At 42.0% G+C, this 20,891-nt stretch carries 17 protein-coding genes; 4 read left to right on the forward strand and 13 right to left on the reverse strand.

Going from position 1 to position 20,891, the window contains the following annotated elements; all coding sequences use genetic code 11:
- Positions 1–9 precede the first annotated feature (9 nt).
- The 4 genes from ABIE26_RS11455 to ABIE26_RS11470 all read right to left on the reverse strand — a co-directional run bounded on the left by ABIE26_RS11455 (position 10) and on the right by ABIE26_RS11470 (position 4,265).
- Positions 10–360 (reverse strand): hypothetical protein, encoded by a 351-nt coding sequence (locus ABIE26_RS11455; protein WP_310142900.1) that lies wholly within the window; start codon positions 358–360, stop codon positions 10–12.
- Positions 361–402: 42 nt separating this feature from the next.
- A complete protein-coding gene (locus ABIE26_RS11460) occupies positions 403–1,401 on the reverse strand; it encodes an NAD(P)H-dependent glycerol-3-phosphate dehydrogenase (RefSeq protein WP_310142898.1) in 999 nt (332 codons plus the stop codon).
- 75 nt (positions 1,402–1,476) lie between these two features.
- Positions 1,477–2,838, reverse strand: coding sequence for an efflux RND transporter periplasmic adaptor subunit (locus ABIE26_RS11465; protein ID WP_310142896.1), 1,362 nt, complete (start codon positions 2,836–2,838; stop codon positions 1,477–1,479).
- A 32-nt stretch (positions 2,839–2,870) separates the two neighbouring features.
- Positions 2,871–4,265 (reverse strand): TolC family protein, encoded by a 1,395-nt coding sequence (locus tag ABIE26_RS11470; protein ID WP_310142893.1) that lies wholly within the window; start codon positions 4,263–4,265, stop codon positions 2,871–2,873.
- 87 nt (positions 4,266–4,352) lie between these two features.
- Here ABIE26_RS11470 and ABIE26_RS11475 point away from each other — a divergent pair, with 87 nt between their 5' ends.
- From ABIE26_RS11475 to ABIE26_RS11485, 3 genes are all read left to right on the forward strand, one after another.
- Complete coding sequence (locus ABIE26_RS11475; protein ID WP_310142892.1) at positions 4,353–4,970, forward strand: polysaccharide deacetylase family protein; 618 nt, start codon at positions 4,353–4,355, stop codon at positions 4,968–4,970.
- Between the two features lie 167 nt (positions 4,971–5,137).
- Complete coding sequence (locus tag ABIE26_RS11480) at positions 5,138–7,414, forward strand: aconitate hydratase (protein WP_310142889.1); 2,277 nt, start codon at positions 5,138–5,140, stop codon at positions 7,412–7,414.
- 134 nt (positions 7,415–7,548) lie between these two features.
- Positions 7,549–8,076: a DUF3575 domain-containing protein gene (locus ABIE26_RS11485; RefSeq protein ID WP_310142886.1), complete on the forward strand. Its 528-nt coding sequence runs from the start codon at positions 7,549–7,551 to the stop codon at positions 8,074–8,076.
- Between the two features lie 52 nt (positions 8,077–8,128).
- Here ABIE26_RS11485 and ABIE26_RS11490 read toward each other — a convergent pair whose 3' ends face one another.
- Both ABIE26_RS11490 and ABIE26_RS11495 read right to left on the reverse strand, forming a co-directional pair.
- Entirely contained in the window at positions 8,129–9,466 is a 1,338-nt protein-coding gene (locus ABIE26_RS11490) for a GH1 family beta-glucosidase (RefSeq protein ID WP_310142884.1), read from the reverse strand.
- Between the two features lie 36 nt (positions 9,467–9,502).
- Positions 9,503–11,299, reverse strand: coding sequence for a MutS-related protein (locus ABIE26_RS11495; protein WP_310142882.1), 1,797 nt, complete (start codon positions 11,297–11,299; stop codon positions 9,503–9,505).
- A gap of 106 nt (positions 11,300–11,405) precedes the next feature.
- On the opposite strand from ABIE26_RS11495, the gene rlmH reads away from it, so the two are divergent.
- Entirely contained in the window at positions 11,406–11,879 is a 474-nt protein-coding gene (rlmH, locus tag ABIE26_RS11500) for a 23S rRNA (pseudouridine(1915)-N(3))-methyltransferase RlmH (RefSeq protein WP_310142880.1), read from the forward strand.
- A gap of 240 nt (positions 11,880–12,119) precedes the next feature.
- Here the strand turns inward: rlmH and ABIE26_RS11505 are convergent, their stop codons facing one another.
- The 7 genes from ABIE26_RS11505 to ABIE26_RS11535 all read right to left on the reverse strand — a co-directional run bounded on the left by ABIE26_RS11505 (position 12,120) and on the right by ABIE26_RS11535 (position 20,862).
- Positions 12,120–12,656 carry a DUF5606 family protein gene (locus tag ABIE26_RS11505; RefSeq protein ID WP_310142878.1) on the reverse strand — a complete coding sequence of 179 codons (537 nt, stop codon included), beginning with the start codon at positions 12,654–12,656 and terminating at the stop codon, positions 12,120–12,122.
- Position 12,657: 1 nt separating this feature from the next.
- Positions 12,658–13,095 (reverse strand): peptidylprolyl isomerase, encoded by a 438-nt coding sequence (locus ABIE26_RS11510; protein WP_310142875.1) that lies wholly within the window; start codon positions 13,093–13,095, stop codon positions 12,658–12,660.
- A 71-nt stretch (positions 13,096–13,166) separates the two neighbouring features.
- A complete protein-coding gene (locus ABIE26_RS11515) occupies positions 13,167–14,726 on the reverse strand; it encodes a SusD/RagB family nutrient-binding outer membrane lipoprotein (RefSeq protein ID WP_310142873.1) in 1,560 nt (519 codons plus the stop codon).
- Between the two features lie 18 nt (positions 14,727–14,744).
- Positions 14,745–18,068, reverse strand: coding sequence for a SusC/RagA family TonB-linked outer membrane protein (locus ABIE26_RS11520; RefSeq protein WP_310142870.1), 3,324 nt, complete (start codon positions 18,066–18,068; stop codon positions 14,745–14,747).
- A gap of 233 nt (positions 18,069–18,301) precedes the next feature.
- Complete coding sequence (locus ABIE26_RS11525; protein ID WP_310142868.1) at positions 18,302–19,432, reverse strand: FecR family protein; 1,131 nt, start codon at positions 19,430–19,432, stop codon at positions 18,302–18,304.
- 69 nt (positions 19,433–19,501) lie between these two features.
- Positions 19,502–20,104 carry an RNA polymerase sigma factor gene (locus ABIE26_RS11530; RefSeq protein ID WP_310142865.1) on the reverse strand — a complete coding sequence of 201 codons (603 nt, stop codon included), beginning with the start codon at positions 20,102–20,104 and terminating at the stop codon, positions 19,502–19,504.
- A 113-nt stretch (positions 20,105–20,217) separates the two neighbouring features.
- The gene (locus ABIE26_RS11535) at positions 20,218–20,862 is read right to left on the reverse strand and encodes a hypothetical protein (RefSeq protein WP_310142863.1); all 645 of its coding nucleotides are present in this window, start codon (positions 20,860–20,862) and stop codon (positions 20,218–20,220) included.
- Between the last annotated feature and the right edge of the window lie 29 nt (positions 20,863–20,891).

Below are 20,891 nucleotides of genomic sequence, written 5' to 3' on the forward strand. Positions count from 1 at the left end.
AATGGAAGTCTATTTTTTAGTTTCCGGTCTGTCTTTGATCTGGGATGCTTTCAGATAAATCTTTGCTCCCTTTTTATTGATGTAATATTTCTTATTCTTACCATCGATATACACATCGGAACCATCAGGGGCCATTTTACCTTTATAAGTCTGATCAGCCACCTTTGAAGCCCCTTTTACAGCAACCTCTGCAGTTTTATTGCCTACCTTGGTAGCAGTTTTACCGATAGCTTTACCGGTTTTATCCAGTGCCTGTCCAACGGTTTCTTTTTTCTTCTCTTTTTCCTGTGCGTTGGAAGTAATTACTGCTGTAGTGCACAATGCCAGGCTGAGCAGTCCCGCCATAAATTTTGTTTTCATAAGTTCAATTTTCTTAGAAAACAATCCAACGGACCTTTTGTTTTAACTCAGCTGCTCTGTGAGCAGGCGCATTTCGATATGCGGGGAGTGCTTTTCATATAAAATGGCGTAAACCGCCCTGCTGATTGGCATATCTACCTTATATTTTTTATTGATAAAATGCATACAGCTGGCAGCATAATAGCCCTCAGCCACCATATTCATCTCCAGTTGGGCCGATTTTACCGTATATCCCTTTCCTATCATATTTCCGAATGTGCGGTTACGGCTAAACTGCGAATAGGCAGTCACCAGCAGATCGCCGAGGTAAGCAGATTCCATGATATCCCTTGAAATCGGATGGACCGCATCTACAAACCGTTTGATCTCTCTTATGGCATTGGAAATCAATACCGCCTGAAAATTATCACCATAGCCCACACCATGGCATATGCCGCTGGCCACAGCATAAATATTCTTCAATACGGCAGCATACTCTGTACCAAAGATATCATCCGAAACATTGGTCTTAATGTATCTGGTGTTGAGCAGGTTGGCAAAGAAGCCAGCCAGTCCGACATTTACAGAGGCAATGGTCAGATAGGATAACTTTTCCAGTGCCACTTCTTCGGCATGACAAGGGCCGCTGATCACCAGGATATCCGATAAAGGTACCTGGTATTTCTGGTTAAGAAACTCACCAATGATCTGATTCTCATCAGGCACTATGCCTTTAATGGCCGAAATCACTTTCTTGCCTTTGAGTTGTTCTGGCGAGATGCCAGCCAAAGTTTCTTTAAGGAAAGCCGCCGGAACATTCAGTATAATATAATCTGCCTTGCCAATAATAGCAGCAATGTCGTCGGAGATATTGTCTTCAGGAATCCTGATCTCTACAGAGCTCAGGTAATTTGGATTGTGCTTATATTTCTGCAGGTGCGCTATGGAATCGGCATTACGCATCCACCAGTAAATTTCTTTAGCTGAAAAGTTATCAGAGAGCATTTTTATAATAGCAGTAGCCCAACTACCCCCACCAATCATTGCGACTTTAGGTATCATACATTATAAATAAAAAATCCCGGTTTAATGTTTTAAACCGGGACAATTTACTTATTTAAAAAGGATTGGAAAAGCTTACTTCTTACCAGGTTCGGCAAACAATTGATCCTTAGTAACTTTCTTTACTTTCACACCATCCTTCAATTTGTTCTGAATGGCAGAATACGGCCCGGTTACGACTTCCTGTCCGGCTTTAAGGCCTGATTTTACAATGATGAACTGATCGTTCTGTATACCTGTGGTAACTTCCACCTGCTTAACCGTCTGATCGGCATTGTACAGGTAAACAAATTGCTTTACCTTTTTATCCGTCAGTTTGTTTCTTTGTTTCTCTTCATTTTCCTGATTGCCCTGCTCTTCTTTTTTATCTTTATCACCTTTCTTTTTATCGTCTGTAAACACAGACTGAATCGGAACCGACAAGCCGTTAACCGTTTCACTTTCAATATCTACAGTTGCGGATAAGCCTGGTCTGAATGGTGAAGGCAGGTCTTTTGCCCCGCTGGTAATGTTGTTGTAAGAATCGGCAAGGATGCGCACTTTTACGATAAAGTTAGTAACCTGGTCAACGGTACTGGTAGCTGTCCCTACGTCTTTAGAAGAACTGGCAATCTCGGTTACCACTCCTTTAAATTTTTTATCAGCAAAAGCATCTACTTCAATAGAGGCCTGATCGCCCACTTTAACCCTGTTGATGTCGTTCTCGTTGACATCCACATTCACCTCCATAGAGGAAAGATTGGAAATACGCATGATCTCTGTACCTGCATTCTGTGCGGTACCAAGAATCCTGTCGCCCAGTTCTACAGACAATTTAGAAATTACCCCATCAACAGGTGCAAAGATGGTAGCTTTGGCCAGGTTGGCACTGGCTTCCTGAACATTCGCACCATTTTGCTCTAAATTAAACTTAGCCGCCGTAAGCTCTGCCCTGGCCCTGGCCAGGTTTGTTTTTGAAGTGGTGTATGCTGCCTTGGCTGCATCAAATTCGGCCAGGGAAATCACCTTCTTATTGAACAGTTCGACATTACGTTTGTAGATGGCTTCTTCATTGGCAAAGGTACCTTCAGATTGTTTGAGCAGTTGTGCAGCACCGGCAACACTTGCTTTCTGGGAGCTGTAAGAGGCAACTGCACGGTCGTACCCGGATTTCAATACATCTGGACGAACCTTAACCAGCAGCTGGCCTTTTTTAACCACATCACCTTCTTTAACCAAAAGTTCTGTTACCTCGCCGGATACTTCTGAGCTTAGCTTCACCTCGGTTTCGGGCTGTATCTTTCCACTGGCAGTAACCGTTTCAATTACCTTTCTGTCGGCAGCTTTTTCTGTAGTTACCTTTTCACTTTTATCGCCCCCGATAACCCCGGTAAACACACCAACGGCCAGCAAGGCGATGACGATGCCCACTATAATTAATATGGTTTTTAGTTTCATTTTGTGTATGTTATATATATTTCTGTGAACGTTTAAAAAACAATTTGTTTACCCAGGTAATAATCTATCACCTTTGCTTTGAACAATAAATCGTATTTAGCCCTGATCATGTCTATTTCGGCCTTGTTCCTTTTTGTGAGCGAAGTACTGTAATCCAGTGAATTCACCAGCCCTACATTGTAACGCTGCTCGATTACCGAAAAAGCTTCCTTTTGCGCATTAAAGGTTTTTGTTGCTGATTCATTGGTGCTTTCAGCCGCCTTTAGGTCTGCAACTGCCTGGTAGATGATTTTGTTTAAATTATTCTTTGCCAGCTGCTCATCTGCCTGCGTTTGCAGCAGGTTTATCCTTGCTTTTTTCACACCGGACTTTGCCTGTAAACCATTAAAAATTGGAATACTTAGACTTAAGCCCAGTCCTTTGGAAACATTGTTCTCAATCTGATCTCTGAAACGAAGGTTTTGAGGTGTGTTCGGCGGCAAACTTGGGTTGTAGTCCGGCAAATTATAACTGTAAATATAGGATGAACCATAGCTACCACTCATTGATAAACTAGGATACAAACTGCCTTTTGCTACATCTATACCTTTTTTTGCAGCTGCAGTCTGAAGCGCCGCAAGTTTAATATCGGGGAAGTAAGTCAATGCCTCTGCATATATGGTTTCTGCATCATAGGCCGAATTGGATTTGGTAAAATTTGCTGCATTGGGTGCCTGAACCTCAAACCTGGTAGAAGAAGGAATATCCATTAACTGCACCAGGGTAATAAAGGAAATGGTGAGCGCGTTATCTGCATTGGTCACATCCAGTTCTGCAGTAGCCACCTGTGATTTGGCTTCAGCCAGATCGGCCAGTGTTTTGTTCCCAACATCCAAAAGGGCTTGCTGCTGCTTTAATGTCTTACGGGCAACCTCCAGTTGCTCCTTAGCAGCTTTTAGACGGTCTTTATTGTACAATATCTCCATATAAGAAGTCACTACACTTAACGTAAGGTCATTCTTAATCTTATCCGTATTCATTTTACCTGCTTCAAGCAAGAGCTTATTTTGCCGGATCTGATTGATTTTGGAAAATCCGTTGAACAAGTCTACACCTAAACCCAAACCAGGGCTAAAACTGTAATTTTGTGTATTTTCATAAATACCCGAGGTACCGATATTGTTCCGTCCCCATGACATCCTCTGGTCAACCGATCCGTTCAAACGCGGATATTGCGCCAATTTTGCCTGTTTAAAATTCTCTTCTGCTAAATCCTCGCTTAATTTCGATTTGGTGATCTGCAGGTTATTTTGCAGGGTCACTTCAATGGCACGCTGCACGGTTATAACTTCCTGTGCAACAGATTGCTGTACAACTCCGGCAAGAAAAATAAAGGATAAAGCCAGGGAAAGCTTTAAAGAGGCATTATAGGAGATGATTGTTTTCATAAATTAAGTTTTTCACAATATTAGCATAAACAACTTATACATTTTGCAATTTTTGGGTACACTTATTGTAATTTCTTACTTTTGGCTATGTACCTCGTCAAATCTCCGCTTTTATTAAGATGGTATTATCCATCTTTAACCTGGAATAAAAACCGTACTCAAAAAGTTATTTATTTAACCTTTGACGATGGACCTATACCTGATGTTACAGCATTTGTTTTAAAAACTTTAAAAAGCTTTAATGCAAAGGCAACCTTTTTCTGTATAGGTGACAACATCATCAAACATCCGGAGGTTTACGAACAGGTAAAGGCAGAAGGGCATCGGATTGGGAACCACACTTTTAACCACTTAAAAGGATGGAAAACTGCGGACCGTGTTTACATCGAAAATTTCAGCAAATGCCAGGAGCTTACACAAACCGAATTGTTCCGCCCGCCCTATGGCCGCATCAAAAAGTCCCAGATCGCAGGGCTCAGGTCTGTAAACCCCGATACGCAGATCATCATGTGGGATGTATTAAGTGGCGACTTTGACACAGCACTTGCACCGCATAAATGCTACGAAAATGTAATTAGGCATACAAGAAATGGTTCTATTATTGTTTTTCACGACAGTTTAAAGGCTTTTGAAAGACTGGAATACACCCTGCCCCGGGTATTGAAACATTTCAGCGAAAAAGGATACAGGTTTGGGGTCCTTTAGGCATAGGAAACATTTCCGGAGCGCGAAAGTGTCCGTTTTACACTCTTTTCATTATTTAGAATAGGTATAAATAATATAATGATCTGCATATGATCATCAAGGGCTGTTTTTTTTTGTAAATTCGCTACCAATTATAGTAATACTTACCCTTTTAACACATATTATCAATGGCTTTTGATATAGAAATGATCAAAAAGGTGTATGCAAACTTTGGCCCCCGTGTAGAGGCGGCCCGTAAATTAGTAGGCAGACCTTTAACACTTTCAGAAAAAATACTTTATGCCCACCTTTGGGAGGGAAATACGAACACTTCTTACAATCGGGGTGTGGACTATGTGGATTTTGCTCCTGACCGTGTGGCCATGCAAGATGCTACTGCCCAAATGGCATTGTTACAGTTTATGCAGGCTGGCAGGCCTAAAGTTGCAGTTCCTTCAACTGTACACTGTGACCACCTGATTACCGCGAAACTTGGTGCTGCAATTGACTTACCTGCAGCCAATACAGAAAGCAAGGAGGTGTTCGACTTTTTGTCTTCAGTATCTAACAAATATGGCATTGGTTTCTGGAAACCAGGTGCTGGTATCATCCACCAGGTAGTGTTGGAAAACTATGCATTCCCGGGCGGTATGATGATCGGCACCGACTCCCATACTGTAAATGCAGGTGGTTTGGGTATGGTAGCCATCGGTGTTGGCGGTGCTGATGCCTGTGATGTAATGGCCGGACTACCATGGGAACTTAAATTCCCTAAACTTATTGGTGTTAAATTAACAGGAAAGTTAAACGGCTGGACCTCTCCAAAAGATGTGATCCTTAAAGTTGCAGGTATATTGACCGTAAAAGGTGGTACCGGCGCCATTGTTGAATATTTTGGCGAAGGTGCCCAAAACCTGAGCTGTACTGGTAAAGGAACCATTTGTAACATGGGTGCCGAAATTGGTGCAACCACTTCTACTTTTGGTTACGATGAAAGCATGGAGCGTTATTTACGTGCCACCAACAGGGCTGATGTAGCTGATGCTGCAAACGCAATCAAAGAACACTTAACAGGTGATGCAGAAGTCTATGCAGAGCCGGAAAAATATTTTGACCAGCTGATCGAGATCAACCTGTCGGAACTGGAGCCTTACCTGAATGGTCCTTTTACGCCAGACCTGGCTACACCTATTTCTAAAATGAAAGAAGTAGCTGCAGCAAATGGCTGGCCTTTGAAAGTGGAATGGGGACTGATCGGTTCCTGCACCAACTCTTCTTACGAAGATTTATCGAGAGCTGCATCTATTGCAAAACAGGCGGTAGACAAAGGCTTGACTACAAAAGCAGAGTTTGGTATTAACCCGGGATCTGAGCAGGTACGTTATACGGCAAACCGTGATGGACTGCTGGCTACTTTTGAAAATCTAAATGCAACGATCTTTACCAATGCCTGTGGACCATGCATCGGTATGTGGGACAGGGTTGGTGCTGAAAAACAGGAAAAAAACACCATCGTTCACTCGTTTAACAGAAACTTTGCCAAACGCGCCGATGGTAACCCTAATACTTATGCTTTCGTAACCTCTCCGGAAGTAGTAGCAGCGATTGCGATTGCGGGCGACCTCGGCTTTAACCCATTAACGGATACCCTGACCAACAACAAAGGTGAACAGGTAAAATTAGATCCGCCAAAAGGTGATGAATTGCCGGTAAATGGCTATGCTGTGGAAGATGCAGGTTACCAGGAGCCAGCCAAAGATGGCAGTGGCGTGCAGGTGATTGTTTCACCTACTTCGCACAGGCTGCAATTGCTTGATCCATTTGCTGCATGGGAAGGTACCGATTTAAAAGGCTTGAAATTATTGATCAAAGCCAAAGGAAAATGTACTACAGACCATATTTCTATGGCTGGTCCATGGTTAAAATTCCGTGGCCATCTGGATAATATTTCTAACAACATGCTGATCGGTGCAGTGAACTTCTTCAATGAAAAAACTGACAGTGTTAAAAACGAGCTGACAGGCGAATATGGTCCTGTACCAGCAACACAACGAGCCTATAAAGCCGCTGGCATTGGCTCTATTGTAGTAGGTGATGAAAACTACGGTGAGGGTTCAAGCCGCGAGCACGCTGCAATGGAACCTCGTCACCTTGGGGTACGTGCCGTGTTGGTGAAATCTTTTGCCCGTATCCATGAAACCAACCTGAAAAAACAGGGTATGCTGGGTTTAACTTTTGCAAATAAAGAGGATTACGATAAAATTTTAGAAGACGACACCATAGACATTATTGGCCTGACAACTTTTGCACCGAACGTTCCGTTAACCCTGGTACTAAACCATGCAAACGGCACTAAAGAAGAGATTGTTGTTAACCATAGCTACAATGCACAGCAAATCGAATGGTTTAAAGCAGGAGGTGCGTTGAACATCATCCGCAGAGAAGCCGCTGCCAAAAACGCGTAGCAAACCGCATTCGGCTCAATTACAATAACATAAAGCCCATCCTGAATAAAACAGGATGGGCTTTTTTATTTGTGATAACCGATTTAAAGTTTACTTTTGCGGCACAAACAAATAAAATCAAACAAATAAGGTTTATGAAGAAATTTCTGTTGTGTGCTATAACTGCATTCACATTTTGCAGTGTAAAAGCGCAAGAAGTAAAAAACACGATTAAAATTAACCCGCTTAGTGCATTGTTACGTACTGGTTCTGTATTCTATGAAAGAAAAGTAGACGATGGCATGTCTGTCCAACTTGGAGTAGCCTATACTGGCATCAAGCTGGACGACACTAAATTTACTGGTCTTGCAGTTACACCGGAAGTACGTTTTTACCTGAAAAAACATGCACCTACCGGTTTATATGCAGCTCCTTTTTTAAGATATCAGAACTATACGGTTTCGGATGATGCAGACGAAGGTAAATACACTTCCTTTGGTGGTGGTGCCGTAATGGGCTACCAATGGGTATTCGGCAGTGGTTTTGCTTTAGATCTGTTCTTTGGCCCAAGCTACAACAATGGTGAATACAAGGCCTCATCTGGCAGCAACGAGCCGGACATCAAAGGTGGTATAGAAGGTTTTGGCCTTCGTACAGGCGTAACCATTGGTTTTGGTTTCTAAGCAACTCTAAAACTTATTTAAGCCCGCTTTGGTCCAGATCAAAGCGGGTTTTTTAATGGTTCAGAAAGTCCCGGAACCAAAGTCCTGAATCTTTAACTGTACGCTGCTGGGTTTTGAAATCAGTATACACCAGACCAAACCTGGCATTAAAGCCTTCCGCCCATTCAAAATTATCCATCAGCGTCCAGGCCATATAGCCGGTAATGTTCAGTCCCTCGCGCTTCGCTTTTAACAAAGCGGCCAGGTACTGCTGAAAATAAGTTATGCGTTCCTGATCGTGCACCTGGTTATTGATCACTTTATCATGGTACGCAGCTCCGTTTTCAGTGATCATCAGCTGCGGGATATTCGGATAAGCGGCAAATTGCCTGATGATGTTATAAAAACTACCTGGATTAATTTCCCAACCCATAGCAGTATGCGGCCTCTTACGGCTTTTGGCTTTTACCTCCCAGGCCTGAACTACCGGAATAAAAGCATTGTATTTGATCGTAAGCGGGAAATAATTCTGAATACCAATAAAGTCAAAATCGAAAGTAAGCCGTTCGGTATGGCGCCAGGTAGAATGCTGAATGGAAAAACGTTCCATGACTTCCCAGTCGGCCGTTGGATAGCCCATACCCAGTGCTGGTTCTATAAATAAGCGGTTCATCAGACAATCTACACGTTTAGCTGCCAACAGGTCGGCCTCGCTTTGTGTATGCGGGATAATTTCGGAGCAGGAAAAACTGGTACCGATATTGGCATCTTTAACTTCTGCCCTCAGGATCCTCCCCCCATCCGCTTGTGCAATTGCAGTATGATGCACTGCTGAAAAGAAATTGGTCAGCCCGGTTTTGCCAGGTGCATGCACACCGAGCATATAACCTAAAGAAGTAAAGCCAAAAGGTTCGTTCAGTACGATCCAGTTTTTTACTTTATCTCCATATTCTTTTGCGCAAATGCTCACAAAATGATTAAAGCTATTATTCACCGAAAAGGCAGTCCAGCCCCCCTCCTCTTCCAGTGCGTGGGGTAGATCCCAGTGGTATAGGGTAACATAAGGAACGATGTCCTGCAGCAGACATTCATCTATTACCTGATGATAAAACAAAATGCCTTCTTTATTGATACGCCCTTTACCATTAGGGAGGATACGGGGCCAGGAGATAGAAAACCGGAATACAGTAAAACCAAGCGACTTAACCAGTGCTATATCTGCCTTATAACTGTGGTAAAAATCGCACGTAGTTGTTAGCAGATGTCCTTTTTTTATTTTCCCCTGTCTTTTAGAAAAGGTATCCCATATGGATAGGCCCTTGCCATATCCTTCAGCCGCACCTTCAATTTGAGCCGCTGCCGTAGCTACACCCCATACAAAATCGTTCCCAAAATCAGAGGCCTTGATCATATTTTTTCCTATAGCGGGCAATATGGCAATTGCATATTAAGTTAATGTTAAGCCAATCTCCTTTAATAATAAAGCAGCATTAAAAGTGCTGCAGGGGCCATGTTTTAATTTATAATCAAAGTTCATCTCCCCTTCAGCGATCTGTATGTCGAAATGGTAATTCCTGATCTGCCGGGGATAAAAGCCCTCCATTTCAGACAATTGCAGGTCGTGTGTAGCAAACAATGCCGGCGTATTTTGCTCGATGAGTTTTTCTATAAATACTTTTGAACCCAGGTATTTGTCTTTACTGTTTGTACCCCTCAGCATTTCATCGATCAGGACAAACGAATTTCTGTGCTGTTGTATGGCATCCAGGATCATTTTAAGGCGGTTCAGTTCGGCTTTAAAGGTGGAAGTATGGTCATTTAATGAGTCTTTGATGCGCATATAGGAAAGGACCTTAAAAATAGACAGCGATAACTGATCGGCGCATACCGGTGCGCCGGCAAATGCGAGCGACATGTTAATCCCTACCGTACGCAAAAAAGTACTTTTCCCGGCCATGTTAGAACCGGTTACAATGTCAACCGTGGCTTTTTCTTCCACATTAAAACTATTCATTACACGTTCTTCCTTCCGAATCAGCGGATGGCCAAGGTTTAGGGCCTTCAGCTGGAATGTATCTTCAATTACCGGGAAGTTCCAGCCCGGCTGGTTATGGCTCAATGTGGCAAAAGAAATCAGTTCTTCAAACCTGCTGATCCGCTGCAGGCCCTTTACAACAGGGATGGCCGACTGATCGTGCCAGTTACTCAGGGCAATGGAACACCTGAGGTCCCACAGCAGGAAAAAGTTAAGCGCAGTACCCACAATAACATTTAACCTGGCATCAAAATTCTGAATAATGGACGCCAGTTTTTTGACCTGTATACTTATGGGTTTACCTGAAGCCGGTTTGTCAAAAAAGCTGAGGATATAGGGCGAATTCCAGTTTACATCTTCCGTCCATTTGATGCTGCCGGCAAAGGCACTCAGCAAATCGGATTCCCGGCTAAAACCGTTATATACTTTATTGATCTGTGCAAGCTTAAAAAAAGTAAGCCCGGCATTGGCAAGCAGCAGGAGTGCAAAAAACTTCCATAACAGTCCGCCAAGCCCTATACTCAGGGCCAGCATGCCCAGGGTTACAAAAGGGACCAGCTTCACATAAAGGCGGAGTGTACGGTTGCGGGCAAAGCCAAGCTGGCCCGGCAGCTGGTTTTGTAATTTGTCTTTAATCACTTTTAACTGGCCTGGCTTATGGCTTTGCAATTCAGCCCTGAAGTGAAAAGTCTGTTCTATATGGGTTTTTAGTTCCGCTATGGCCTCCTGTCTTTGCAGAATAGTAGCCTTATCGTTAGGACCGCTCAGGTTAGCGGCCAGCATATCCAAAGCTTCAGTGGTATTACATCGGTTAATAAATGAATATAAAGAGCCTTGTCCGAAGATATCCAGGTCGGATGAATAGGGATGATACTCATCAGCATAAACCGAACCATCGTCATATCCATTTTTACCAGTGCTAAGCTGGTTGATCTCGTTCTGATAAACCCAAAGCAGCTGGCCGGCATAGGTTAGCTGCCGCTGAACTGAAATTTGCTTTTTAACCAGGAACAGGAACAAAACAAGCGGGATCAATAACAATACGCCAAAAAACCACTCAAACCCAAAATTAATGATCAGCGCAACAATCAGAATTTCGGTGACAAAGAGACCCAAACGGGAAAACGAGATTTTATTTAATTTACGTTTCAGTTCATCTATCAGCTGTTGCTGTTGTATGGTTTTGTTTTGATAGTCTGCTTTTACCATTATATTTGAAATTCCTTAATAATTTGATTGCTTTAAACTTTTGACGGCAGTTAAGGTAAGATGTTACGGGCACCGGGAACGTCTTTAAGGCTTAAAGATAAACAATATGAAGATAACCCTGCTTGTTGTAGGCAAAACGGAAGATAAATACCTGATTGAAGGCATAGATAAATACCTGGGCAGGCTGAAACATTATATTGGCTTTAACCTGCTGGTGATACCTGATATCAAAAATACGAAAAACCTGACCGAGGCACAGCAAAAAACAAAAGAGGCGGAACTGATACTGAAACAGATCAGTAACCCGGATATGGTTGTTCTTCTGGATGAAAGGGGGAAAAAATACAGTTCTGTTTCTTTTTCAAATTATTTAAACAAACAAATGATCGGGAGTGTTCAGCATTTGGTTTTTATAATTGGGGGGCCGTATGGTTTTGACGAAAGCATTTACAAAAGGGCCAATGGCAGTATGTCACTTTCCGATATGACTTTCTCTCATCAAATGGTGCGGTTGTTTTTTGTTGAGCAGCTTTACAGGGCCTTTAGCATATTAAAGGGCGAGCCCTATCATCACGAATAAATTAAAAACGGCTTGTGGAAACTTCATCCACAAATCATCATGATATAAAAGGAGGTTGTTATGCGTTTACCATCAGAGTACAAAAGGAATTACAAATTTAAGAGCGATACAAAAAAAGACAGGTTCAGCTATATCATTGCTATTCTCATATCCATCATTGCATTTTTGCTGATATGGTATTTAGCTTAAACCACAAAAGCCACCTTAAAGGTGGCTTTTGTGGTTTATTGCAGGGAATGCTTACACTCCTTTTTTACTGGTCATATTGGCCTTTTTAGCTGGCTGAGCAGTTTTGCTCGGCGCCTTGGCATTTGCTGCCGGTTTAGGCGTAGCTTTAGGCTTTTTCTCTGCCTTATCTTCAGCCTTTACCTGTTCGCCTTCTGCAGCAGGTGCAGCTTCACTGAACAATGGCAGGTCTTTAAGCAGGTGGTACCAGCTCACGATCTTTTTCATGTCGGAAGCATATACCTTCTCTTCGTCATGACCCGGAGCCACTTCTTTAAAAAACGCTCTCAATGCAGCTGTTTCCACTTTTGCATCAGGAACATTCCCTTTAGCAGCAACCATATTGGCCAGAACATCTGTTAATTTCAAATCTTCATCCTCGCCATATACGGTAATGTCTTCCAGTGATGCCAGCTTGGTTGTAGTGATGTTGGCTACAATTTTAACTTTCTGTGCATCCAGACCTTCAAGAACGTATCCTGCTTTGTTCTGACCTACCAGTTTAAACAAACCAGGTCTGCCAGATACTGCTACTATTCCTCTTAAATTCATATTAATCTTCTATTACTTCGATACCTAAAATTTTATCACCTTGTCTGATACTGTCCACAACATCAACATTTTCTATTACCTTGCCAAAGCAGGTATGGTTTCTGTCGAGATGGGCCGTATTGTCTCTGCTGTGGCAGATAAAAAACTGAGAACCGCCTGTATTCCTTCCGGCATGTGCCATAGACAATACACCACGATCGTGATATTGGTTCTCTCCTGTCAGTTCGCAATCAATTTTGTAGCCCGGGCCACCAGCACCAGTTCCGGTAGGATCGCCGCCCTGAACAACAAAATTAGGGATTACCCTATGAAAAGTTACTCCGTTATAAAAACCTTCGCTGGCTAATTTTTTAAAGTTAGCAACTGTATTTGGGGCATCCTGATCATAGAACTGAACAGTCATATCACCTTTCTCTGTTTTAATTATTGCTTTGCTCATGATATTTTTTGTGTAAAAAGCAAAAATAGTAAAATCAAATGATTAGAAAAGACCAATGATGTTAAAAAGCGTTAATTCTTCAATATCCACATGATCTGGTTGGTATCGTCATTACCTGCATACTGACTTGCAATTGCAGCGTTGGTATTGACCGCATTAAAACTTGTTTCATTCGACGGGTATGTCCACCTTAAAGGAAACGAAGTTGATGGTATATTCAGGTTTGTAGCTGCATTTAACGTAAAAGCCGGGTAACCTGTTCTTCTGTTTTCGTACCAACCTAAATATTTACTGCCCTGTAAAAAGTTAGCCAGATATTTTTGCAGGATAATTTTTTCTATTTGCTGCTCAGTGGTTCCAGTTAACGCCACCGCTGCCGAAGCTGTATAGGCTGCGATATAAGTCCCATCCATTCTCATATTATGATGATAGTCAGCTACGTCAGGTGTATTAAAAGCAGTAAAATTCATCGAATTGCTGATACCTGATGCATAATAAGTTTGCGCCGGGGTTCCTGTAATCCAGCCACGAACAGCTGCCTCCGCCAAAATAAACTGCAAATCCCAATAGCTAAAAACGCTAACTGGTTCTGCATTTACCAATTGTGAATACCTGTTGTTAAAATCCGAATAATCTTTACCATTCTTCATGGTCAGCAGCGTCTGAAAATTGGTGGCCGGATCTGCTCCAACATAGGCGTTGTAATTACTTTCTGACATTCCGCCGGTTACTTTTACAGGCGAAGGTTTTGCAAAGTAAAACAGTCTTCTGTCTTGTAATTGAATTAAGGGATTGATCAGATAGGAACTTAACATGGTATAGTTCGAACTTGCAAAAGCGTTGCTACCCGCCGGCACATTGCTCCAGGGATAGTTTTGAGTTGCCGTTGCCGAATAAACCAATGCAAAGTTGTCTTTGTAATCACGCATCAAGGGTCTTGTCATGACCTCCTTAAAACGATCGGTTACTTTTAAATCAGCATCCCCCGTTTTTTTGTACAAATTAATCAAAACGTGCAACTGAAAACTGTTGGTCAGCCGCCTCCAGTTATCGGTAGTACCATTATAAATCGGGTCCCCATCAAATTTAGCGCCTTCAGCAAAGAGCTGATTGGCCTGGTCTAACTCATTTAGAATCCCTAAGAATACTGTTTTTTGCGAATCATATTTAGGCTGAATAACGCCCGACTCTTCTCCTTTAACTGCTTCGCTATAAGGCACATCACCAACCTGCATTGTGGTGTGAAAAAACTGCCAGGCCCTGATAAAATGTCCTAGGGCCTCATATGATTTTTTCAGGCCTTCAGTTTGAGCGGCATTAACCATAGGCTTAACATTCCTCAATAAATTAATTCTCGCAAAGTCAGTAGCACCCAATCTATTGTATTGAAAGCCTTCAATGTTTTCGCCCCATGTTAAGTATTTGCTCAACAAAAAACTCTGCATAAAACTTTTTGTCGTACTGATATCTGATCGGGTAATATTTAAAATCATCCCGGTAGCCAGCATACCCGAACTTACTTCCGTTGCAGCATGAGGGTTCTCATTGATTTCATCAAATTTTTTGCACCCGTTACTTAATAGCACCAATAAAGGTAATATCAAGATATATTTATAGTTAGTCATTTTCATAAAACAAATTCTTAAATTTTATAATCCAAGTTTAATATTGAAACCTACGACACGTTGCGAGGGCGAATTCAGATCTTCAGAATTTACATCCGGGTCTGAATATTTAAAATTGGTCCACATGAATAAATTCTGACCAGTTACAGCAACATAACCTCGTTTGAGTCCCACTTTACTTAAAACTTTCTGGGGTATGTTATAACCCAACGATAGTTCCCGCAGTTTAATAAATGTTTTATTTTGAATTCCCCTGTCGCCGCCCCGGTAGCTGCGGGCGTAAGTCTGGTAACCTACCTTAACATCATTTGGTGCATAAACCCTTGTATCGGCGGTAATATTTCCATATTTATCGTAAGTCGCCGTTCCTGATACCAATTTAACACCCTGACCAACATAGTTATTTAGTTTATTTACCACCTGATCGTACCTGTAGGCATTATCCGTTTCCGGGGCTGTTCCGGTTTCAAACATATAATCGTACACGTAGTTGTACATGTATCCGCCAACACGGCCGTCAATGTTTAAACCTAAATTCCAGTTACCATAGGTAAAGTTGTTGATAAAGCCTACTGTAAATGTCGGATCACCATAACCATATTTTTTTACATCCCTTGCATTTCCTGAAGTACTTAATAATGGCATGCCACTGGCTGTATGGACAAGCTGCCCATCAGCATCAGTTACCCAATAACCCGAGGTATAAATATCTGTTCGGGCCCCTTTGTAAACCCATCTGCTGTCCGGAGAATACAATGCATCTAAATCATCATAGTATTGATGTTGATTAGACCAGTTGATCATCGAATTCCATTCAAATTTTGATCCTTTAATGATACTTCCATCCACCGTAACTTCAAAACCTCTGCGGACTCTTGTTTCATCTGTATTCACCAATGTTGATGAAAAGCCTGAACTTTGTGGTATACTTGGAGATGCCTGCGTATTAAAATAATATTTGTTAAAATAATTTACATCAACATGTAATCGTTTTTTAAACAAGTAGGCCGTACCCCCAATTTCCCAGGTGCGCTCTGAACTTGGCAGCAATGTTTCAAAATTTAATATGGTAGTTGGATATGATGCTGAATTCAAACCATTCCAAACATTGGTAGAGGTTCCATAAGTTTTGTTAATTTCAAAAATACCTGCAGGTTTTTTCACTAAAGTCAATGATCCCCTCAACTTAAACAAATCGATAACTTTAGGCATTTTAATCAACTCAGAAAGTATGATACTGGAACCGGCACTTGGATAAAAATAGGACCTGTTATTGGCTGGTTGGGTTGACATCCAGTCATTTCTCCCTGTAAAATCTAAAAAGACGGCATCTTTCCAACCAAAGGCTGCCCTTCCGTATACACTGTTATTTTTTCGTGGCGAGAATACCTGATTTACAGTTGCGGGCTCAACCGAACCTCTCAGTGAAAAGAAGGTTGGAGAAATTAAACCGTTTTTAGTACTTCCGGAAAAAGTCTTGTCTTCCTTATAAAATAAGCTGGCACCGGCCAATGCCTCCACAGAAAAATCGCCGATCTTTTTATTGTAATTTAAAATAACGTCATTGGTTATACTAAACCCGGTATACGTACCAATACTATACATACCTTTGGCATCCCAGCCACCCCTGTTTGAATAAATATTAGAAGTTGGGTTACGCATGGTTGTTTCATTGTTATAATTATCATACCCCATGCGCGCCAGCAAATTCAAATCTTTGCTGAAATTATACGTGGCAGAAAAAGTAGTGTTCATGGTATTTTCAATACTTCCGCTTAATTTCTCGTATGCAATTAAATAAGGGTTGTCATACCAGTTGGTATACATCCAGTTTTGCGTCTTATTTGGGATTGTCCAATAATCTTTGTAGTCACGGATATCATATTCAGTGCCGGTCCACATGATGATCTGATAGAGGTAACCCTGGTTGTTATAACCAGAACCCCAGGTCTGCGGCGTAGACTGACGACTCAATCCAAATCGGCCTTCAATTTTAAACTTAGGCGAAACGATGATCTCTCCGGCCCCGGTTAAATTAAACATATTTAATTCCTGATTTGGAAACTGCCCCTTGTTATAAACATGATTTAGTCCTAGCCTGAAGCTTCCATTTTCGGCGCTTTGGGCTATTGAAATGTTATTATTGGAAACGATTCCGGTATTCATGAAGTTTTTGAGGTTGTCTTTTCCCAGCGACAACATCGGGCGGTTGGCCTCCATTTGTTTGGTAACCGGATTCCAATCGGTTGCGGTGTTGCCAACGTCCAGTTTTGGTCCCCAAACGTAATCATTTCCAATATCACCGTTCAGTCCCCTTCCGTAACTGGATTGTACCTCAGGCATAGATAAATATCCAAGCTGAAACATGGTATTACTGTTGAAATCGGCCGATACACCCTTTTTATCTGAAGCCCCTTTCTTGGTTGTAATAATGTAAACACCATTTGCAGCCCTGGAACCATACAATGCCGAAGCTGCTGGCCCCTTTAAAATGTTTATGCTTTCTATATCATCGGTAGGGATGTCGCGTAAACTTAAATTATCATAATCGACCCCATCAATAATTAATCTTGCTGTTTCCCCTCTTAGTACCAATGTTGGTGTTGCATTAAATTCAGTTGAATTTCTCACTTCCAGGCCTGCTACCCGGCCAGAAAGGGACGTCCCCAAATCTACACCTTTAACCGTCTGTAAATCTTTACCGCCAATTTTTTGCACAGAATATCCCAATGCTTTTTCAGATCTCTTTATACCCAAAGCAGTAACTACCACTTCAGACAGATCCTGCAAATCGGCATCCAACACAATATTCAATGTGGTAGTACCGGCAGTTAAGGCAATCTCTTTAGTAACATAGCCCAGAAATTTAACAACCAGTACATCCCCTTCTTTTGCATCAATTGAAAAATTACCCGAAGTACTGGTAGATGTGCCTTTACCGGATCCCTTGATCATTACAGATGCCCCTGGTAAAGGATTGCCTTCCTTATCCACTACCCTTCCTTTGATATCTATAGCAGAAAACATATTGCTAAGGAAGCCTAACAAACCGGGTTTTTCTTTCTTGATGACTACGGTTCTGTTTATAATGGTATAGGAAAATGACCGTCCCTTAAAAATCAGGTCCAGCGTTTCTTCGATACTGGCATCTTTTACGGAAACGCTAATCCGTCCTTCCTCCTTGATTATTTTGTTGTTGTAAAAGAAGGTATAGCCGCTTTGCTTCCTTATACTCCCAAAAAGGTTATTAAAAGTGGTGTTCTTTTCGACAAGCGTAATCTTTTGTGAATAGCTTTCGGCCGACACCTGCACGCAGCCAATGATGAGTAAGATTACGGTGAGTTTCATTACCCTACATAAATTAAAATTCATACTTTTGAATGTTTTGGTTAATTCATTAATTATTTAACAAGGTATTTTCTGCGATCGACCGGAACGCCGTTCCATTCTGAAAGGATGGGCAAGCCGGATCCTGTTGTCACCAGGGTCCGGTTATTTTCCTTCCATAAGATCTGTTAGGTGGTTTGTAATTATTTCTTCATCCGCTGCTTGTTTTTAAGTTTATATCTGGTTGTTTGTTCTTATTTGGTTACGATAAGTTTTTTATTTTCTATTTTAAAATGTAAGCCTCCGCCATACTCCAATACCTTTAATGCGTCCGACAATCGCACTGAACGTGGAATATCGCCTATAAATTGATCGTCCATCCTGTTTACCTCATAAACCACCTCTACATTATACCAGCGCGACAACTGTCGCATTACTGTAGGCAGGTTATCGTTTTCAAAATTAAAATAACCATTTTTCCAGGCCATTACCTGTTCTATTTTTGCAGGCACAACCGCTACTTTTCCAAGAAGATAGTGGTTTACACGGGCCTGCTGGCCAGGGGTTATGGTTACAACCCTGGCGTCCGACCGCACTTTCACACTTCCCTCCAGCAAGGTCGTCCTGATCTCCTCTTCATCGGTATAACTGTTGATATTGAAATGTGTACCCAGCACTTCTACCTCCTGCCCCTTGCTTTCTACAATAAAAGGCAAATGCCTGCCTTTATGATTCATCTTCGTTACTTCAAAATAGGCTTCTCCCGTTAACAGAACCCTGCGTTCTTTAAGTCCGGCAAATGCCTGGGGAAATTGGATGGAAGAGGCCGAGTTCAACCATACTTTAGTCCCATCGGGTAAGGTAAACTGATAGGTACCACCCCTGGGGGTACTGGCTTTCAGCAATGCACCTTCGGGTGCAGCTCCGGCAGCAGATGAAGCCTGAATGGCACTGCCATCATTATAGCTTAAACCTTCCGGATCCACCACAACGCCCTTCTTTGCATCACTCAGGCTTATTGTTTTCCCATTTGGCAACGTCAATACAGCGATGTTTTTACCCGGGTCTGCATCCTTTCCGGCAAGTACCAGATTGGCTTTATTGTCGTTATACCTTGTAAAATACCAACCTGCACCTATAGCCAACAAGAATACTGCAGCAACAGCAGCTGCGATATACCTGTAAGGATAGTTTTTTTTCCGTTGCAATGGCAATGTAGCGCGCAATACTGCCGAGGCCCTTTCAAAATCGGGGACCACCATATCGGAATCGTCTGCATGCTGCATCGCGTCCAGGTACCAGCTCTCCACAATAGCCTTCTCTTCTGCTGTGCAGGTACCATTTGCATACCGTTCAATTAATCCTTTAGCTATCTCGTTTTCCATAATTTACAGGACTGCGCTAACATCCATTTAAGGTTATGACGAAGAGCTGGAATCAAAGTGGTAGATTTTTTAAGAAAATATTTTATTGAGCAGCAAAAATACCTGGCCTACGCCGATTACCAGTACCAGGTGGAGCTTTAAACGCAATATTTTAATCGCATTATGCACCTGCTTTTTTACTGTACCTTCTGCCACATTAGTAATTTCAGAGATCTCTTTGTACGACAGGTGGTGTTTACGGCTCAGTTCAAATATCTTCCGCATTTTTTCCGGGAGTTTTGCCACTTCCATTTCAATACGGTTGATCAGTTCCTTTTCCCGGATGATATCTTCAGTAAGAAACTCACCCTTGTCGTAAAATTCCTGAAGATTAGCCAGGTAATTGGTCCTTACCTTGTTCCTGTTGATCAGATCGATCACTTTGTTCCGCGTGGCCGAATATAAGAAGGACCGTATAGAAGTCGTAAAAACGGTTTCAGCGGCTTTGGCCCAAAGCGTTGTAAAAATATCCTGTACCACATCAATGGCCTCATCATCATCCCTCAGCATTTTCCGGCTATGCCTGAACATTACCGGCCAGTACCTGTCGTAAATTTCGGTATAGGCCATACCATCACCTTCCTTTAGTAAGGCTGCCAGTTCCTGATCAGTATAAGCGCTGTAAGCGGCCATCGTCGTAATTTATTCTTAAAATTAGTCAAACATCTTCAATTAAAGTTAATTAATTTTCACCTCAATGTTAACTAATCTTCAGAGCTACTACAAAGCCCCCTGCGGTCTGCGCATTACATGGGCAGCAGGCCGTCTTTTACCAGCTGATCTACCAGTACTTTTGGATAAGTGTTTACAAAATTATCTATGGAACCCGGGTTAACGGTTTGCGACTGGGCCGACCAGATCAATTTGTTGCTGTCTATGTCGTACAGATTGGTTTCCATGAAATAGGTTTTATCCGTTACATAATAACCAGGTTCATAAAACATCGGGCCCCAGTAGTTGTAATAGCTGTAAAAACCACCATACCACCTGTAATATGGAAAGGGCGCATAGCCCCTTGTTCCAGGCACATATCGGGTCTCACTGTTTTTGTCGATCATCGATATCGTCATGATGTAGTTGGCACCAGAGTTTTTGATCTTTGACAACAATTGTTTTTCAGGCGGTATTTTTTTATAGAATTCCGGATTAAAGTACTCATTACCTTTTACGGTTTTTACGTTCTTCTGGCTGAGCAAAGCTGTAAACCCGTTTTCCAGTTCAGTCCTGACTTTTATATTCCTGGTTAATGAGGTAATAAAGACCGTTTGGCCACCCAACATTTTTCCTTTTGCACCATTATCTACCCATGATCCGGTAACCCTTGTTATCGGACTGCAAGACCACATCATCCCACTTATCAGCAAAATGACACCTAGTGTTATTCGTTTCATAACCAATGTTTTATGATTAAACACCCACA

Source organism: Pedobacter africanus (genome assembly GCF_040548825.1).
In the GTDB taxonomy this organism is placed as follows: Bacteria; Bacteroidota; Bacteroidia; order Sphingobacteriales; family Sphingobacteriaceae; genus Pedobacter; species Pedobacter africanus_A.

What these genes read in the sequence shown, in the direction of transcription:
- ABIE26_RS11475 (WP_310142892.1), top strand. Translation starts at nt 4,353, where the DNA reads ATGTACCTCGTCAAATCTCCGCTTTTATTAAGATGGTATTATCCATCT.
- ABIE26_RS11515 (WP_310142873.1), bottom strand. Translation starts at nt 14,726, where the DNA reads ATGAAAATGACTAACTATAAATATATCTTGATATTACCTTTATTGGTG.
- ABIE26_RS11460 (WP_310142898.1), bottom strand. Translation starts at nt 1,401, where the DNA reads ATGATACCTAAAGTCGCAATGATTGGTGGGGGTAGTTGGGCTACTGCT.
- ABIE26_RS11530 (WP_310142865.1), bottom strand. Translation starts at nt 20,104, where the DNA reads ATGGCCGCTTACAGCGCTTATACTGATCAGGAACTGGCAGCCTTACTA.
- ABIE26_RS11520 (WP_310142870.1), bottom strand. Translation starts at nt 18,068, where the DNA reads ATGAAACTCACCGTAATCTTACTCATCATTGGCTGCGTGCAGGTGTCG.
- ABIE26_RS11535 (WP_310142863.1), bottom strand. Translation starts at nt 20,862, where the DNA reads ATGAAACGAATAACACTAGGTGTCATTTTGCTGATAAGTGGGATGATG.
- ABIE26_RS11490 (WP_310142884.1), bottom strand. Translation starts at nt 9,466, where the DNA reads ATGATCAAGGCCTCTGATTTTGGGAACGATTTTGTATGGGGTGTAGCT.
- rlmH (WP_310142880.1), top strand. Translation starts at nt 11,406, where the DNA reads ATGAAGATAACCCTGCTTGTTGTAGGCAAAACGGAAGATAAATACCTG.
- ABIE26_RS11480 (WP_310142889.1), top strand. Translation starts at nt 5,138, where the DNA reads ATGGCTTTTGATATAGAAATGATCAAAAAGGTGTATGCAAACTTTGGC.
- ABIE26_RS11495 (WP_310142882.1), bottom strand. Translation starts at nt 11,299, where the DNA reads ATGGTAAAAGCAGACTATCAAAACAAAACCATACAACAGCAACAGCTG.
- ABIE26_RS11525 (WP_310142868.1), bottom strand. Translation starts at nt 19,432, where the DNA reads ATGGAAAACGAGATAGCTAAAGGATTAATTGAACGGTATGCAAATGGT.
- ABIE26_RS11505 (WP_310142878.1), bottom strand. Translation starts at nt 12,656, where the DNA reads ATGAATTTAAGAGGAATAGTAGCAGTATCTGGCAGACCTGGTTTGTTT.
- ABIE26_RS11510 (WP_310142875.1), bottom strand. Translation starts at nt 13,095, where the DNA reads ATGAGCAAAGCAATAATTAAAACAGAGAAAGGTGATATGACTGTTCAG.
- ABIE26_RS11465 (WP_310142896.1), bottom strand. Translation starts at nt 2,838, where the DNA reads ATGAAACTAAAAACCATATTAATTATAGTGGGCATCGTCATCGCCTTG.
- ABIE26_RS11455 (WP_310142900.1), bottom strand. Translation starts at nt 360, where the DNA reads ATGAAAACAAAATTTATGGCGGGACTGCTCAGCCTGGCATTGTGCACT.
- ABIE26_RS11485 (WP_310142886.1), top strand. Translation starts at nt 7,549, where the DNA reads ATGAAGAAATTTCTGTTGTGTGCTATAACTGCATTCACATTTTGCAGT.
- ABIE26_RS11470 (WP_310142893.1), bottom strand. Translation starts at nt 4,265, where the DNA reads ATGAAAACAATCATCTCCTATAATGCCTCTTTAAAGCTTTCCCTGGCT.